General features: G+C 50.8%; 12 protein-coding genes. 4 read left to right on the forward strand and 8 right to left on the reverse strand.

The genetic code is table 11. The features are described from left to right. Positions 1–68: 68 nt before the first annotated feature. A complete protein-coding gene (locus tag G7047_RS13775) occupies positions 69–1,058 on the reverse strand; it encodes a DUF932 domain-containing protein (RefSeq protein ID WP_166306304.1) in 990 nt (329 codons plus the stop codon). Positions 1,059–1,076: 18 nt separating this feature from the next. Next, a complete protein-coding gene (locus G7047_RS13780) occupies positions 1,077–1,400 on the reverse strand; it encodes a hypothetical protein (RefSeq protein WP_240939486.1) in 324 nt (107 codons plus the stop codon). Positions 1,401–1,818: 418 nt separating this feature from the next. On the opposite strand from G7047_RS13780, the gene G7047_RS13785 reads away from it, so the two are divergent. After that, entirely contained in the window at positions 1,819–3,594 is a 1,776-nt protein-coding gene (locus G7047_RS13785) for a DEAD/DEAH box helicase (RefSeq protein WP_166312061.1), read from the forward strand. Between the two features lie 182 nt (positions 3,595–3,776). Here the strand turns inward: G7047_RS13785 and drt3b are convergent, their stop codons facing one another. Together drt3b and drt3a are read right to left on the reverse strand one after the other, a co-directional pair. After that, positions 3,777–5,816: an antiviral reverse transcriptase Drt3b gene (drt3b, locus tag G7047_RS13790; RefSeq protein WP_240939487.1), complete on the reverse strand. Its 2,040-nt coding sequence runs from the start codon at positions 5,814–5,816 to the stop codon at positions 3,777–3,779. Further along, complete coding sequence (gene drt3a, locus G7047_RS13795; RefSeq protein WP_166306307.1) at positions 5,746–7,014, reverse strand: antiviral reverse transcriptase Drt3a; 1,269 nt, start codon at positions 7,012–7,014, stop codon at positions 5,746–5,748. Before drt3a ends, drt3b begins: the two co-directional genes overlap by 71 nt. Positions 7,015–7,630: 616 nt before the next feature. Here drt3a and G7047_RS13800 point away from each other — a divergent pair. Further along, positions 7,631–9,451: a restriction endonuclease gene (locus tag G7047_RS13800; RefSeq protein WP_166306310.1), complete on the forward strand. Its 1,821-nt coding sequence runs from the start codon at positions 7,631–7,633 to the stop codon at positions 9,449–9,451. Between the two features lie 14 nt (positions 9,452–9,465). Further along, a complete protein-coding gene (locus G7047_RS13805; protein ID WP_166306313.1) occupies positions 9,466–11,046 on the forward strand; it encodes a hypothetical protein in 1,581 nt (526 codons plus the stop codon). A 339-nt stretch (positions 11,047–11,385) separates the two neighbouring features. On the opposite strand, the gene G7047_RS13810 is transcribed toward G7047_RS13805, so the two are convergent. Next, on the reverse strand, positions 11,386–11,838 hold the full coding sequence (locus tag G7047_RS13810) for a DUF4231 domain-containing protein (protein ID WP_166306316.1): 453 nt from the start codon (positions 11,836–11,838) through the stop codon (positions 11,386–11,388). Positions 11,839–11,960: 122 nt separating this feature from the next. Between G7047_RS13810 and G7047_RS13815 the strand changes: the two genes are divergently transcribed. Further along, a complete protein-coding gene (locus tag G7047_RS13815) occupies positions 11,961–12,893 on the forward strand; it encodes an IS5 family transposase (RefSeq protein ID WP_166300226.1) in 933 nt (310 codons plus the stop codon). On the opposite strand, the gene G7047_RS13820 is transcribed toward G7047_RS13815, so the two are convergent. The 3 genes from G7047_RS13820 to G7047_RS13830 are packed head-to-tail and all read right to left on the reverse strand — an operon-like array spanning position 12,853 to position 17,449. Continuing rightward, entirely contained in the window at positions 12,853–14,019 is a 1,167-nt protein-coding gene (locus tag G7047_RS13820; protein ID WP_166306319.1) for a nucleoside phosphorylase, read from the reverse strand. The two genes, G7047_RS13815 and G7047_RS13820, sit on opposite strands and share 41 nt — an antisense overlap. Next, positions 14,016–14,465: a response regulator gene (locus G7047_RS13825; protein WP_166306322.1), complete on the reverse strand. Its 450-nt coding sequence runs from the start codon at positions 14,463–14,465 to the stop codon at positions 14,016–14,018. The genes G7047_RS13820 and G7047_RS13825 overlap by 4 nt, the downstream gene beginning before the upstream one ends. Beyond that, a complete protein-coding gene (locus tag G7047_RS13830; RefSeq protein ID WP_166306325.1) occupies positions 14,462–17,449 on the reverse strand; it encodes a hypothetical protein in 2,988 nt (995 codons plus the stop codon). The genes G7047_RS13825 and G7047_RS13830 overlap by 4 nt, the downstream gene beginning before the upstream one ends. Positions 17,450–17,703 lie beyond the last annotated feature (254 nt).

A 17,703-nucleotide genomic window follows, 5' to 3' on the forward strand; every position in this document is an offset into this window, starting at 1 on the left:
ATTGAGAATGAACGAGCGGTGCTCGCAGGTGGACTGATGGCATTCGAGCGGCTAGACGACCAATGGGGTTACGCGACCAGTTGCAATGCGTGCTCCAAGGCGCGCTGCTTGAGCGCTGCCCCTTGGCCGAACCATGCACTGTCCAAACGGTTGTCCTGGCTACGGGCCTGTTTCTCGTGGTCGACGAACTCGGTCACTGCGCTGAGCAAGCCCCAGGCGGTGTCCTTGGCGGCCTGCAATTCAGCACCGCGCCCATGGCCCTCAAACAGGGTTTGCACCTTCTTGAGAGCCCGTTCGTTGGCAAGGCCCGGTACGCCTGAGCCTCCGCCCTCCCCCATTTGGTCCGTCTGGCAGATCACCTTGAGGAAGTAGTTCATGGCCTCGTGCGTCTTGACTTTGCGTTCTGCCAGGGTCTTCATGCGGTACATGAAACTGTCCCATTGGCCTACGGCGATGCCCAACTGGCGTTTGACGGCCTGGGCATCGAAGCTGGTGGAGTGCGGGACCTTGATGGAGCCAGCACTGGCCCCTTGCAGGGCCATGGCCAGGGTGTTATTGCACACGACACGAACTGACGTCGGAATGGCCATGGTGGCAAGCGTGCCATCGCATGACGTTGCCAGCAGCAGGTAGCTGTGAACGACATCGTTGCCCTTCAAGCACGCTGATTTACCAGTACGGGCCAGTGCCCAAAATCGCCGGCCTGCTTTAAGCACCCCAGCGGTTTCCAGCTCGAAACCAGCAACCTCGGACAGATCCCGGTAGAACTCCAGCACTTCCTGCGGTTGCACGACTTTGTAGCGTTGGCTCACCACCGACAGTGCAGCGTTGGTGTCGCTGCGGTAGAGCACCTTCTGTTCAGGGAATTCCAAGGCTTCGCCATACAGGGCATCTGCATCACCAGTGGTCATGTAACGCACTGGTGTTTCCTGGATTTTCCACTGCATGCCTGCAGCTTGCGCCCAGACATCGATGGATTGCTTTTTAGGCAATGCGTGGCCTAGTTGGTGCCAAGGGGTTTGGCCGGTGTAGGCCATTGTGTCGATCAGGTGGGACATGAGAAAACTCCTTGAAGATCAAATATGAAAGACGTGACCGCAGTCTTGGCACACATAGTTGTCGAGGTAGGTGTGGTCGATTTGCTCACCGATACGGCCACCGACTTCGTGGCCCACGGTGCCGCCGACGACACCGCCGATGAGTGCACCCAGCAGAGTGCCCAACGCGCTGCCCACCGGGCCTGCGAGCATGCCAACGGAGGCACCGGTTGACGCGCCTTGCACCGCACCGGCTACACCGGTCGCCGTGCCTGCAGCTCCTCCTACACGCTGACCGATCCGTTTGGCTACGCCCTTGCTGCGCACGTTGGTGGACTGGCAGCGGGAACATTGAATTGACATGGATACTCCTGACGTAAAAAAGCGCCCTGGGCATGGAGCCGAGGGCGCTGAGATGAATAGAAAAGGTAGATGCAGCGTCAGTTCAGAGCGAACTTTTCTCGCATCACGTCAGGAATATATTGCTGAAAATTTTTTATTTCTAGGTCTGGCTAAGGCTGGTCTCCGGCATTCGCTCACTGTTCCAGCTTACTTTCCCGCACACCTGAAAACGGTTAGAGAGTGTCAGTTCGCAAAGCTGGCTGCAACCGGTCATGTCTACTCGATCTGAGTGAACGTGATGTAGTGCAGGTTGGATGTGGGCACCGGAATACGCGCCGATCACCGAGCGGAAGCACCTGCTTGGGGTATCCTCAGCCACACTAGGGAGGAGAACAACGTGGCGGTATTGATTCCTGCAATGGGAGCCTGCGCTGGTCGGATGACGGCAGGTGAGCGTCGTTTGGCCGAGCGGCTGGAGCAAAAACTCGATGACGACTACATGCTCTGGTACGACGTCCCCATCGGTCCCAAACAAACGCACCCTGATTTTGTCGTGATCCACCCACGCCGTGGCATCCTGATTCTTGAAACCAAGGACTGGCGGTTGGATACGGTTCAGGAGGCGACCAAACAAGCGTGGACACTCACGGTTGAAGGCAGGCCCAAAGTCGTTATTAATCCAGCCGCACAGGCCCGGCACTGCGCCATCCAGGTCGTCAACGCGCTTGAGCGAGATTCGCAACTGATACAGAGCGAAGGGCCGCATCAAGGAAAGCTGTCATTTCCATGGGGTAGCGGTGTTGTATTCACCAACATCACGCGCAAGCAATTCGAAGACTCCGAACTGAATCGCGCTATTGATGAACATCTCGTCATCTGCAAGGACGAGATGTTGGAATCCGTCGATGCCGAAGCCTTTCAACAGCGGTTGTGGAACATGTTTCCTCACGCATTTGGCAAGGCCATCTCCGTGCCACAACTGGAGCGGGTGCGGTGGATCATGTTCCCGCAGGTACGCGTTCCGGTGCAAGGCAGTCTGCTACCTGATGACGCGGACGATCTGCCGGACATCATGAGGGTCATGGATCTGCAGCAAGAGCAACTCGCGCGTAGCTTGGGAGATGGACATCGTGTTATCCACGGGGTTGCAGGCTCCGGCAAGACCATGATTTTAGGCTATCGCGCCGAGCATCTTGCCAAGTCATCTTCGGCCAAGCCCATCCTCGTGCTTTGCTACAACGAACCGTTGGCTGTAAAGATGAATGCTTGGTTCACAGCCAAGGGGCTTGCCGACCGCGTACATGCTCGCAACTTCCACAAGTGGTGCCGCCAGCAATTGGTGGCCTATGGCCAAACACTGCCCGCTCAGGGCGCAGGCATGTTCGATCAGATGGTGGAGTTCGTGATCCGCGGAGTAGATCGACAACAAATTCCATCCGGGCAGTATCAAGCGGTCTTGGTGGATGAAGGACACGATTTTCAACCCGAATGGCTCAAGCTCGTCACCCAGATGGTTGACCCCGAGACCAACAGTTTGCTGATCCTGTACGACAGCGCACAGAACATCTACGGCAAAAGCAAGGCCCGTGGGTTCAGTTTCAGGAGCGTGGGTATCCAAGCCTCAGGTCGCACCACCATTCTCAAGATCAACTACCGCAATACCAAGCAGATCCTGCAGATCGCCAACCGTATTGCAGCAGAGTTCTTGCAGCCCGATGCGCAAGACGATGATGGCGTCCCACTGGTGCAGCCAATCAGTTGCGGTCGCGATGGACAGGAGCCACTGATCGTGCGCCTGCCCACGTACAAAGACGAGCCAGCCAAGATTGCAGAGCTTCTTGCCGCTGCGCATCAGGAGGGCCACGCATGGGGCGATATGGCCATACTCTGCCGAGATCACGAATCCATGAATCAATGCGCAGTAGCGCTTGCCCACCGCAAACTGCCTCATCGTGTGCGGCATCGGTCAGGGGACTTCGATCCGTTGGCAGACACCATCAAAGTCATGACTATGCACGCGAGCAAGGGACTGGAGTTTCCGGTGGTAGCGATTGCCGGAGTCGGTCAAATGCCTCGCGAAGGCGAAGAGCCAGCGGACGAGGCCAAGCTGTTCTATGTGGCGGCTACACGGGCGACCCAGAAGCTGGTGCTTACAGTCGCAGGTACAGGGGCCTTTGCGAGCGCTCTAGACGCAGCCCCGGAGGGGGAAGAGTGAGTAGCCAACTGAGTGTGTGGATGACAAGTCACCGCTCAAACGTCCAAGCGTCCCCGTCCCCATTGCTGGCGGACAAGTGCGATCAAACGTCGAAAAGCCTCTTTTTACGGAGGCCCATTGCGACCAATGGTTGCCCATTGATCGAGGAGAAGCCATCTCACCCTTCGACGGCCATGTTAGCACTAGTACGCCTGCTTCAACTCCTTCTTTTCCAAAGAATTGAGCAAATCAACATCCTGCCAATCAATCTGCCAGTGCCCATCACATACGACCGCTAGGAAGGCATTGATATCCGCATTGTTTGGTGGCGCCTTCTGCAATACCGAATAGAGCGACTTTATCCACAGCGACTTATTTACATCTGGAACAAATGGGCAACTCAACAAATCCAGCAGCAGATAAGCCTTCTCGCTATTCATTAGGATATCTGACATATCCCCTAACCTCGACGCTACGGAACGCAGGATCTTCTTCCTGATCGCCTTGTACTGGTCATCATCTCGCACATAGAAAAGACACGAGACAATCGTGAAATAAGAAAGTCTTCGATTCTTAATGAACAGCTCATCCAATACCCGAGAAGGCAGCAGATGATGGTCTCCAAGCTCCCGAATTGCCAAAGCAATGTTCAGATATTCGAGGTTCACAAACCCGTCTACACCTTCCGCATGTGGCTTTCCACATTGCTCAAGAAGTAGTCTAGATGCCAGTGTGTATAGCTGATGTGAAATAGTTCCGGCGTGAACGGGAAGATATTTTTTAGAAAATCTAAATACAAGAATCAGTGAAGTACTGAATTTATAGGAAGCCCCAACCGATGGGGCAACGCTATACAAGAAGAACAGCACATCCACCAGAACCTCGATGACGGTCAGGTAGTTATCCTGAACCGCAACTTCGCACGTCTCCAGATCTCCGTTCACCAGTTTCTTGATTCGCTCAACAACAACCGACATCAAAAATGATGCCACTTCGTCGTAGCTTGAAGAATTAGCAGAACAGAGAGCCTTTATGGAGTCGATATAGCTCTTCGTGAGCTTCCACTTGGAAAAAACCCGCTTAGGGGTCAGCAACCCTACCGTCGACTCATCCAGAAATTTCGACAGAAACTCATTCGTCTTAAGGCCCGCTTCAAATATCAACCTAGACTTGGTTGTCAAGAATGGCCGGTGAATAGTCGACGACTTTGCTGTGTTTGCATGAAGATTGAATGCAACCAACGTATCCGCATAGATCTCATAGATGCGCTGCGCAACTGCCTCGTTGATTGCAAATATAAAAACATCATCCACGTATCGACGAAAAACATAATCAACGCCAAATTCTAGGTCAGGCAGTTTCGCAATCGCTCGACGATCTATCTCTTGAAATATTATCTCCGCAAAGACCCGGCTAGCTTCGGGACCAATTGGAATACCATTTGTCTCGTTATGATTTCCGTGCCGAATGGTCTGATCGAAGTCTTGCGCAAATGTGGACGAAACTGAGACATTGCCCTTCGTGAATTCTTTATCCTTAACTGCCCACGAAAGGCTGTGGGTATAAATACTATCAAAGCATTTTGACACATCAAGGGTTGTCAGTACACAGAACTGCTTCTCTAACGAAAAGTAGTCTCGCGAATTGAAGAATTTATATAAACGGTCGTAGCCGAAATACGAAAAGAACGAAGGTGTGTGCTTGACATATCGGTCAAGACTTGCCAATGTTACGGCGTCTTTTTTGTACTGGTTGATGTTTTCCCACGAGTTTTTGCTATAGAAGCTTCCTGCCACCTTGCGCGGCGAACGAATCGACGCAGGGCTTTGCGCACAATAGTGCAGGATCAACTGCTCGTATTTCTGATAGAAGCACTTCAGACGCCACTGCGAGAGCGGATGTAGAAGAGCCAAGCGCCTGAACTCTTTGGAGTTCTTTCTAACCTTGTACAGATATGGGTTTGTAGAATTAATCACCTTGGGGTGCCCCTCTCCCAGCACAAGAGCATCAATGATGGTTTTCTGAATCCCACCTGCAGTGCCGATTGATGCAACATGGTTGTACAACCCATCATTTGAGAAAATGATAGGCGTTTCAAAGGGCAGTGTTTCAGTAATGAGAACGCGATTGTAGTCTCCGCGTTTGATTCTGTTTTTCTTTTTCATCTCAACCTCAGTTCTTCCAGCACGCTTGGATTTGCTTAAGCCTCGACCCAGAGAAATAAACAAAACTGGCTTTGGCATGCCCCTTCATAAAACTATTGGAAAGTAATTGCCTTTTTTGCGCCCCTGTTAGTTTTGGAGATGACAACGAGGCGATGCGCCCATTCTTAGCAAGGATCGCATTTCTTAAAAACTCATCAAGAGACGCAATCCCTTCGGCATTACTTGAGGCTAGAGGGTAACTATGAAATATACCGGCAATCTTCTTGCCTCCAGCCTTTGCGTTGTAGACGCTAAAGTTCTTTGTGAGGAACTTAATCCTATCCCTTAACAAAAGCCAATCACCGCTTTTGGCAAAGTCAAAGAAAGATCTGGATATCCTCGTTTTGAACTTGGCTATCTTCTTTTCTGCAATGTCCACCACCACTGTGCGATGGTGATCGCCAAGCTGCTTATTCTTTTCCCTTACTGGTTCACCAATCCGAAACGAATAACCAAGATAGTCAAACTTAAAAAGATGCACAGTTGCGTCGGCCGGTTTTGTCGGATTGACTCGGTCGCCAGCTTCTTCAATCTGTCTTTTCGTTGGATTTAAACGAAGTCCAGATGGAAGCATGTTTTCAATCTGTCGAACAAATATTGCCGAGTCTTCCCTCGCTGAGGTAACGATGATGATGTCGTCTACATATCTAGAGAAGAAGAACACTTCCGAATGTCCGCCCACTTTATGATCGAAATCACGCATTAAATACTCAGACAAAGCCGCACTTAATGCAAGGCCGCGAGGAATCCCAGACCCGCCGAGAGCTGCGTGGCACCCAAGCAGGTCATGCAGCAATCTCTTGCTTAGCGGGCTAAGCTCCGCGAGCTCGCCGACTTTCGCTATTACGTTGGAGACCTTGAAAGACTCGTAGAAGCTTTTCACGTCCAGACGGTATACGCGAAATGGCACCCCCTCTTTCAGAAGCAGGTGTAAATTCGACACGATCTGCGCCCGCCCGCGTGAAGTGGCTTTTGATGTTTTCTGAATGTTTAAGCAGAGTTTTCGAGCAACAAGTTCATCCCACAGGTTGGGAAACATGAAAACCTGCCGTCCATGCAATGGAAAGCTCACCAGCGGATTTGCAGTTTTCACAAACCCAGAGGCTGCAGATGCCATCGCTTTGTTGAGCATACTCTCGCGGAATTCATCCAGCTCCGCAGCAGCTTTTATCCCGACAAAATCTAGTTTCTGAAAAACTCGCGCAAGCGTTTTTTTATTAAAAGATTGGTCGTGCACGCAACTCCCCTTTCTTCGTATGCGGCTAAATGTAACAAAATTCGCAATACAGCTCCAGGGGGCGTGCCGCTGACTTGAGAAGTTGAATTGCCGTGTAAGCATGCGCGGCGAATGCCGTTTGTCCCCCGAGCATTGCAACAATAGCGACTGCCTATCTACTGCGAGACCGATGTCACCGACGGATCGAGACTTCCAATTCAGGTGGGAGGGCAACTGTCACTGGGAACGCCGACCTAGAACTGAGAATGCTATGGCTGCAGAACCTCGTGGAGCGGGCAATCGAGCTAGCGCTCGGTGTCGGAACCGAATGACCGCCCCACATGGGGCGGCGTGAGTAGGGCTGACGCAGATGGGGGACAGCAACCGCTGCAGAGCTGAAGTTGATGCTCGGGGACCTGCTTCAGGCTGATCTGCGTCGTTCGCGCCCCGGCGTCTAAGCGACAGCAATCACCAGAAGCTGTCGTCCGGTAGGTAGCCGTGAACGGCAAAAGCGGACGCTCGCCAAATACACAATGTGACCTATATGGACCTTCAACTCTGTAGCGAAGTGAGTACAGAGGCCACGGCCGTGCCAGCGGGTTGACTAATTGCTACAACTGTATCGTATGCTATATGTATGTCCGCTGACCGTATCACCTATTGCTTAGAGCGTGTCTCAAGCTACCGCGACTTTGAACGGCTCTGTTCAGGTCTCCTTGCTGGTACCGACTATCCCGGGATTGACCCATTGGGGGGGACCGGTGACGGCGGGCGTGACGCAATCATTCGGTCCGATTCGAACGGGCGAAAAATCGTTTTTGCGTATACAGTCCGTGGCGACTGGAAGACCAAGCTTAAAAGCGATTGTTCTCGAGTCCGTGAACAGGCTCACAATCCGGATTCGTTCGTCTTCGTATGTACAGAGGCACTAAACGCTGCGGAGAAGGACGGCGCCCATGAACTCGTCCAAAGGGATTTCGGCTGGAATCTAGACCTCTTCGACCTAGAAAGATTAAGAGTCCTATTGGTCGGACCTCAACGTCATCTCCTGGCCCAGCATCCCAGCATCTTCACACCTCCATTTTTTCCGCAAGCAGGTGGCGAATCACTTGCCGAGAGTCGAGATACCCTGGTTATTGACCACGTTGATTCCGACCACGCGCTTGCAACGTGGCTTTCGCGCCGGCTCACGCTTGCGGGCTTTAGAGTCTGGTGCCGAGGTACTGCACCCCTTGCGGGCGAGAACCAAGACGATAGCGTTCGCAAGCTCATTGAGCTAAGAGCCTCGCAATACATCCCCGTCTTGTCGCAGGCCAGCATGGCTGACGAATTGTTGCTCGAGCGATGCGCTTTGGCGGCGGGAAAAGAAACACTTGTGCTTCTCTGCAAAGCAGCCGACATTGAGACGTCAAAGTTGCCCTCTCGACTACGCACTTCCACCCCTGCAGACTTCTCCCGCTCCTGGAACACAGGTCTTGAGCAAATCGTGGCGAGGCTCGGTGGTCTTGGAATACAGCCAGACATCATGCACGACCAAGGCAGAGCAATCGCGCTGAACGACTACATGCCTACGCGGGTTACCGTCGCCAAGGAGGAGCCAGTTTTCGCAAACATTTTCGCGCTGAGTTTGCCTGAGACGATGCTAATTTACGACCTCCACTCGGCGCTATCCACGGCAAAACTCGATGAGCTGAGAACGCGTTGGGCGTTTGTGGAATTGAATGCCTACCGACTGGTCGCCTTCACTCCCCCTCCAGAAAATGCCATTCCTTCCGTCAAGACAATACGTACCCCAGAGTTTCTGTGGACCGACAATCCAGAGCGCGATGGCAAAAGGACGGAGGACGTCGCGAAGGAACTCGTTCGCCGGAGCCTCACCGTGGTGTGCGTGCAAAAGGGTCTGGCCTGGTGCTCCGACCGGAATCTCTATTACTTTCCTGAACGTGAAGACGGCGTATGGACGCAGCGTATCCGACACGTTGACGGACGAGACACCCGGGTCAACCTGACTGGCAAGCGGACCAAGAGCTGGGGGGAGCGGGCATCACCATTTCTCTATCAACTTTCTCCAAAATTTCAGCCACAGCTAGACGTTGATGGAAGTTGGAACGTTGTTGTCAACGTCTATGTCCGCCCAACGGACCTAAATGGAAAAGTCTACGAGCTCAAAGAGCTGGGACGCCGTCGCAAAATCGTGACAAAAAGTTGGTGGAATAAAGACTGGCTCCCTAGACTACTTGGCGTGGTTCAAGCACTGGAAGCAGAACCTGGGCTCATTCGTTATGGTGAAGGACGCCGTGCCGTCACGATGAGCACCGCCCCGCTCAAATGGATGTGTCCAGTCGGGCTCGATGTCCACGCCCTCGCAGGAATGGTCGATATGAGCGAGGAGCTCGCCGAAAACAGGACCCGCGAAGATGAAGATGACGGGTCGGGCGATAGTGATGGCACACCCTAGGCTGGAGAAGCTTAATGAGCAACACATTTCATTTTCTTGGCGAACCACTTCTTGAATTCGGGCATGGTCAAACCGCCGAAGACCCACACGATGGACTTGCCCTCTTCGGACCGGCCGAGGCGAAACAGCAGCTCCCAGATAACATTGTTCTTGGAACCGCGAGTGGCATAGAGGCTTGGAAAAATTGGTGCGCCGCGTTGAACGCGCCTGCCTCCTGTATCGACCCTGCCCGGCATAGGGCTTGGCCTCCGTTTCCAGGATTTGACGTGGCGTTCGGCACCAGATGGCCATTGCCCGTTCGGAGCTATTCCATCAACGCAGAGAAGCTCTCAGAAGCGTCACGTAAAGCCGATAAACACGAGCGCGCATTTGCGGTCACCGGCCTATACATGGAGCAGGCGGAAAAACTAGGAAAGCTCGATTCACGTCCCGCACTGGCCATCTGCGTGGTTCCCGACGAAGTGTTTGAGAACTGTCGCCCGAACTCAATCATTCCGCTTAGTAAGCGTAGCGATGCTGGACGAAGCCGAATTGAGCGCTCCTTCTTGGAGCAGGCAATCGTTGACCGGGATACCGGGCAGCAGGGAATGTTCGACGACTTTGAGGACGCGGCGGTGACCGCGGTGCGCGAGTCCTTAGAAACGTTCGAAGAATCTCGTAGCTATTCGCCAGACTTCCGCCGGCAGCTCAAGGGTCGATTGATGGGACTAGACCTGCCAGTCCAAATCATCAAGGAGTCAACGCTTCACATTACGTCAAAGGTGCGTCTCGGCGAAAAAGGGGAGAACCCGCTTTCCGACCGGCTGTGGAATTTCGGCACTGCCATCTACTACAAGTGCGGCGCGAAGCCATGGAAAACGCCTTGGGCTCGAGAAGGTGTCTGCTACGTTGGCCTTGCATATAAGCTCGCTGAGAACAAGCGAACCGCATGCTGCGCAGCACAGATGTTCTTGGACAGCGGTGATGGCGTTGTTTTCGTCGGTGAGTTCGGTGCTTGGTACTCAGCCAAAACGGGTGAATTTCATCTTCCGCCAGAAAAGGCTGAAGCGCTTCTGCGCGGCACCATAGAGACCTACCAGGAGCAGGACGGTCGACCACTGAAGGAGATTTTCCTGCATACCCACTCAGGTGTAAGTCCAGAGGAATACAAGGGATTTTTGAAGGCTGTTCCAGAAGGCGTGAAGCTCATCTCGATTCGTGTCCGTCAAGATCGTGGCGGTCAGCGCTTGTACCGCTACGACGACCATCCAGATGTAGGGAAACGAGGCCAGTATCCAGTCCAGCGTGGCGTTTTCTGGCAGCGGACAGACCGCCACGGTCTTCTTTACACCAATGGCTTTAAAGCTCGCATCGCAAGCTACGACGGCTTCGAGATTCCTGTACCTCTCTCAATAACCATTCAATTTGGAGAAGGTGACATTGTTCAAGTGGCCAAAGACATCCTGGGATTGACCAAGTTGAACTACAACTCGTGCCAGCTTGGGGAAGGTCGGCCTATCACTATCAAGTACTCCGACCGAGTTGGCGAAATTATTCTTGCAAATCCTGGCCTTCCCCAGACCAGTTGGAAGCACAATTTCAAGTACTACGCTTAACGGCCATCGAGCAGCCGCTGGTGAGGTCGTAGGTGAAGGGCCGCAACCGCTGCAGAGCCGAAATTGGTGCTTTGGGGCCTGCTTCAGGCTGGTTGCCGACAGTCACTGGACAACCGCTGAACGACTGCCGTGAGAAAGACCAGAGAGTCAAAAGCATTGCCATTTTTCGGCCTCAACACTCATTATTACCAATGAGCGCCCTCCCTCGTGCCTCAAAGCTACAGTCGCTTTTACTCGAAAGTGCCCACTCAAACGTAAGAAAGGATTGTCAAGTCATAGATCCTTTGGCGATTCTCTTCTAGAGATGGGTTAATACTGCCGGGCGCACCACCCTCCAATTCAACTAATGCGTTCAGATTCGCTTCTTGTCACTGATTCAGGGTTCGGTACTAATGGAAGCCATCGGGTATGCGCTTCCCACGAAATAGCACGAGTCGACTCAGCCAAAAGGCGGGTCTTCTCTACCTCATCAACACTGAATTCTCCAAGGTTAAACTGATATCTGCAAAGTGCGTCTTCAATTTTTCGCTGACTATCTCTATAAATTGCCCACAAATGCTGCGGCTTCCTGAGCTGCAGCCAAGCAGTACTTGCCGCGACGACCAAGGAAAGGCATGATGGAATTATTTTCCCTACAATTAAACCATCCCCCAACATCACAAACATGGGACTAAGCAAGCTAAATGTGACAATGATGGAAAAGAAGAAAAGCGATTCTAATTTATTGTGATCTGCCTTGGTCCGAAAATGATTTATAGCAGCATTCGCAAGTTCGACTGCATCAGTGGTCATTGAGGCACCTCAAAATGGTTTTTAACTGCAGAGATCATAAAATTAGCTGATATAAAGCTACCGTATGCGTGCAGAGGGCTTTGTTGCACAAATCCGGGCCGCAGCGGTAGTAGGCTCGGATGATGAGTGAGACGAACTGGGGACGGCGCAAGTACCGCACCACAAACTGGAAGGCGTACAACGCAGCACTGAAGGCTAGAGGCGACTTGAGCATCTGGCTGGATAAAGACATGCAGTGGCTGGCTCCTGCGAGCGGCAAGCGTGGGCGCAACCAGACGTTCTCAGATGCGTCCATCCAGTTTTGCCTGACCATCAAATGCTTGTTTGGCTTGCCCCTGCGTCAGACATTGGGGCTGGTGCAGTCGCTGCTCAAAATGGCTGGCCTACCTTGGGCAGCCCCCGACTACAGCACGGTGTGTCGCAGACAAAAAGGTATAAATGTTCAGGTGCACTACCGCCCAAGTGGCAACGGCTTGCACATGCTTGCCGACTCCACAGGGATCAAGTTCTTGGGTGAAGGCGAGTGGAAAACAAAGAAGCACGGCGCCGAGCGGCGCCGTCAGTGGCGCAAGGTGCACCTTGGCATAGATGCAGAAAATATGCAGATACGGGCCATGGTGGTGACCACCAATGAAGTTGGTGATTCACCAGTAGCTGCAGGGCTACTGGGCCAAATACCAAGCCATGAAATAGTTGCCAGCTTTACAGGCGATGGCGCGTACGACACAAAAGACGTGCATGAAGCCTGCCACCACCGCAAAGCCATCCCCGTCATTCCTCCTCGCAAAGGCGCAAGGTTGCGCAAAGGTCTGGCATTCGCGCATCGCAACGAAGCGGTCAAAGCGTGCAAGAAGTTGGGCCGTACTATTTGGAAGCGCTGGAGCGGCTACCACCGTCGGTCCTTGGTGGAGACGAAGATGAACTGCTTGAAGCGCCTAGGCGAGAAGGTGATGGCTAGGACGTTTGAGCGACAGGTGGCCGAGCTCAATGTCCGGGCATCCATCCTCAATCGCTTCACCGAGCTGGGCACGCCCCAGACGGTGGCCGTGGCATAACTACGTCTGGGGTTTGGGGAGACTTAGCCTCAGACCGATTTATGCAACAAAGCCCGTGCAGAGCATCATTCTTTTCCGTCCCACACATATCTACAACGGTTTTGGCGCATATACAGGGCGGCATGCTGGTTGATAATTCTGCCGCCCGTTGTATAGCATAGACTTCCATGTCAAGCGCTGTCACCTTGCGATGCACTTGTTCCACCTGCTGCAAGTAAGTTTCACTAGCTATCACTGCCGAGCCGCTTGTGAATATACATACCTCCGGCAAGCTTTCGACTTTCGGCCGCTCGCCAGTAAACCCAGCTTCAAGGCTGCTGATGAGCTGATCCGAAGCGGCAAGTGCCTTTAGGCGAACGAGGGTGGCATGATCTGTGGAGACTTGATAAGGCTCATGGAGAAATCCATCAGTTGACCACTTTCCAGATTGATACTCGTAAGACATGCTAGATATGAGCAGCTGCCCTAAGCTTGCGCGCTTCTGAAACCCGCCACAAATACCGCTCATCCCGATCAAAGTTGGCCGGAATCGTTCGATGCAAATGGCAGCAGTGATGGCTGCATTGACTAATCCCATCTGAGGCAGCAACACTGCCGTTCCTCGGCGTCCACCAATCGTGAAATCTAAACAATCGATACCTGCTCTTATAGCCGGATTGCAATCAAGCAGCGTTGCATATGGATTTCGCTCCTCTCGCAGAGCGCAAAATAAAACAAAATCAAACCGCGTGTTCTTACGCAACTGGACAAGCAAATGGTCTAAAGTAGACTGCCAACTGCGCTTTTCTGCATAGTTCGCCAAAATACAACCACTTGCCTCATAAATTCCTCTCAACTCGGGAAATTCGTCGGGATACGAACTAATCGCGAGCATAAGGGCGTTAACTTTGCCGGCCTTTATTATTGTTTGAATAATTGCCTTTCCATTGGCCTGAGCTTCGCCGCCATCGATGTGAGGCAAGTAAAAGTCAATAATAAACAATCCTATCTCCGCGCCCAACTGAGCCGCAAAATCCGTCATGGTTTTTGCGCAAATTATATCTTCCGCCCGGACCCCCTTTGATATTAAGTAGCCCGATATTGTGCGCCGCTTCTTATCATCATCCTCAATCAGGAGAATTTTCATGAACCGGCCCTCAATATTGATTTTATTTTTTGAAGCGTTGCCTTTGATTTATAGTGATAAAGAACCGCACCAATTACATTTTGATTGTACTTCTCCTTGATGATTTTTGGAGAATCCTTTAGCTTAACTTTTATTCCTCCGATGTAAAAATCAGGATACTGAGTCACAATGATTATATTTGTCGCACTACCCTTCAGCTTGAGAGCTCTGAGCACCTCAATTCCACCTTGAGCCTGGTCGTGCCCCTTCTGCTTATCATCCGCACTTTCCCCGAAAGTTGATAATGCCATATCCAGCACAATTAAATCGTATTTCTCACCCATGACATTGAGCACAGCTTGGCTTACACCATCGACGACCTCGGGCTGTGCATGAAATACCTCATTGATGCAATCGATCAACTCGTCGCGTTTATGCGGCTCGTCTTCCACCAGTAGAAGCCTCATGCTTGCCCCTCAGTTTCGGAATGTTGAACTGCCAATTCTCCTCGCATTGTGAATCCAAGACTTATGATCGCTTCTTGGGGATCAAAGCTGCAGCGTATTGTGTGAGAACCTTCGCTAGTGCGAGTAATGAACTTAATTTTCTTGATTCCAGTATAGCCCTCCGTTACCATATCAGTACTAGTCTCAACTGCACTAACCGCGCTCTCAATGCGATTTTTCGACTCCGAAAACTTTTCACTTGGTACGGACGAAGAAATATTTACACTGACACTCTCTAGGGCTGTCGAGGCTCCAATCGAAGCTGAGTTGACAATCACTTGAATTGGGACTTCTCCGGCCCCGTGCTTGACTGCATTTTGCAGAAGCACAGCAACGCAATCGTAGAGTCGATGCACGCTGATTCCAGTATATTTAGTCTCGACTGAATTTCCCTCAAAAATCAGGGAGCCCGTTATGTTTAAATCGTTGCCAATGATTTCACAGAGTTCTCTTACGGACGCAGATATATATCCAGTCTGCGGAACCTGAAACCAGTCTGCCACTTTTTTAAAAATGTCGTTCACCGCCTCATGGAGTTCAGCCTTCATTCTATTTTCAAGCACTCCATAGTAACCCGAGAAATATTTGTCTATAGAAACATTAGCATCGCGCAATAATGTTGTGCGAATAAATCTGGCAGCATTCTCCAATTGTGGGGCGATTTGATTCCAACAATAAGCAATGACCAGCTCATTCACCAATTCACGGCCGCCTGCCGTTTGGAGGGTATTCACAAGCCCTCTTAGATTCTGTTTTGTGGCGGAATCTTCCAAGTCTAGTGTTGATCGGAACAATGACGAGTTTGATTTAAATTGGAGATAGTCCTTTTTTAGTTTTGTAATTATGCTGCGATAAGATTCCATCCATGCCACAACTGTCTTGCGCATGTTGGGGTTAGTCATGACGGCTGTATACTTGGGATCTGTTAATACAGCATCGATAGCATCAGTCGTTACCCCATCCAACGTGTTATGTCGTATTCTTCGACCGAGATAAGATTGAATTCCAAACTCTGGATTCAAGCAAAATTGCTCGAAAGCGTCTTCCGCAATCTGGGTAACCAAGTATTCATTTTGGCTGTTTAGTCGAATTACCACAATCCCTTCATTGCCTGCATTTTCGCCTCCGAGCGAGGATATTTCCGCTTCCACCTGCGGATAAAGAGATCGATATTGCTCGGTAGAAACTGAGGGATTTGTGTCTAGCCACTTTTTCATTGCAACGCTGTCCACATACATTCGACTACTATCGAAATATTGCTGAAGCTTCGCAACCTTCGTTCTAGTTGTGATCGAGTCGGCCTCAATAAAGTATTCGATCCTATTAAGTTTATGTCCGACTGCTCGCAAAATCTCACTTCGCACACTGGATGCCTGTGAGACATTTTTTATCAAAGAGTAAAGCTTTTCGAGAGTAACCTCGTCTAGGCTGCCGACAATGTAATTAGCTACTTGAGGAGAGTCACTAAGTAAATACTCAATAAAATTTAGAATATTCCCTTGATGCTCTAATTTTACGTGGGATACAAGGTCTGTTCTAAATTCAAAATCCACATCAGGATCTACAGACTTTTTCCGGTAGAGCGCTAGAGCCAGTACGCCGACTAAGCTCTTGGCCTCAGAAGGGGCCGTTGTATATAACGCACGCATCTCCTCCTCTGTGAGGAGGGCTTCCAATCCGACTGTGTTTTCAAAAATGAATCGAATTTCATCTTTTGTGAGTAGCAGCATATTTGATCTATTGCCAATAAATCTCAGGAAGAGATAAGTGCGATAGAACGGATCAAGTGATATTTTTAGTGATTCATCTAGCAACGAAAAATCTGGCGATAATAGTAATGTTTTTTCCCCGAATGGAATAGAGATGTCCGCAATCTTTCCATCAACAATTTCAGAGAGCAAACGAGCGCCGATGACTTTATCAATACGATTTCTGAAATCAGCTATTTTTGGGCGTTCCAAAAAAGCTGCGGAAACTCTATATATTTCGAGAGTAGGATAACTATCGACATTATTTCTATTATAATGTTCCGTAACAAATTCACCATCGCTGCAATTTTGTGCATGGACAAGCAGCTCCGATATCGCAGCATTGATCGAATGATCAAGTCGATTTTTAATTTCCAAATGAGCCCGCTCGTAGTCGGGTAGATTTAGAACTACGATGATAGAGTGGATTGTGTCTATCAGGCTCAGCTCTGTCGCACGAAGAAGGAAGCCAGCGATGTCTTCATAATCTAAAGGAGTGGGAGCGAAGTTGCTCAAAGATACTGCTTTGCGAATATCGCCTTCCACCCTACCGACGAGCCCACTCACTCGCCGTCGGGCCACCAAAAAAAGTGAAATCCGCGAGCTAATATTTTCTAGTGCACTGAAATGAAAGCCGGGGCTATCTCTATGTGATATGTCATCCTCGATTTCATTGACGATATCTATTTCTTGAGAGGTCAGATCCCGCGTACTTCGAAGGTATGCAAGCTTAAAGGATAGAAAGTTTGACGCTCCAGCCTTTTTACTCAGAGCTTTGAGGGCCGCAAGCGCATCTGGAGAGCTCATGCACTCAATATGCACTAATGAACGAATGTTTTGAATAAGTTCTAGGGCTTGTTTTTTGTGAGAGTTAATATAACCAAGCGTATAGCAAAGTTCACTTCTCCAAGCTAATGGAGGAAAGGATGTCATCCGGAAGAGGTCGCCACTCTTATTTTTGTGATCACTTGCAGCATTGTTTAATAAGCCGTGTGGGCCCTTCAATAAGGCGCCTATCACCATGCAATCTTGGTTTGTGCAATCTTTGCGAATTGACTGCGCTTCCTGCGGACCGACATCCGGTTTTGAGCAATAGCCCCGAAGCAAATTTCTCTTTTCTTTGCTGCCGATTTGAGATATGAGCTTGTATATCTCAGAAGGACGCCATGCTTTTCTGCTAGAAATTTTGGAATTCATTGCCCAGCTTGTTCCCATGTTTGTGCACTAGATTGCTACTATTTAAAGTCGCGCAATTTCAGTCATCTGCTTGTCGCTGCATGCATTCACTACTTTGTAACACATCGTGATGCGGTCTTATGCGCCCAGACCTAGGCCGTTGCCTGGGTTGGATGAAAATTCCTTGCCGAGCATGGAGAGCTTCGAAGCCCACCGTTCCGGCATAAATTTTGCGCTTGTCCAGTTCGAAGCGGCATGCGACAGGCTGGTCAAAA

The organism is Diaphorobacter sp. HDW4A (genome assembly GCF_011305995.1).
Classification (GTDB): domain Bacteria; phylum Pseudomonadota; class Gammaproteobacteria; order Burkholderiales; family Burkholderiaceae_C; genus Diaphorobacter_A.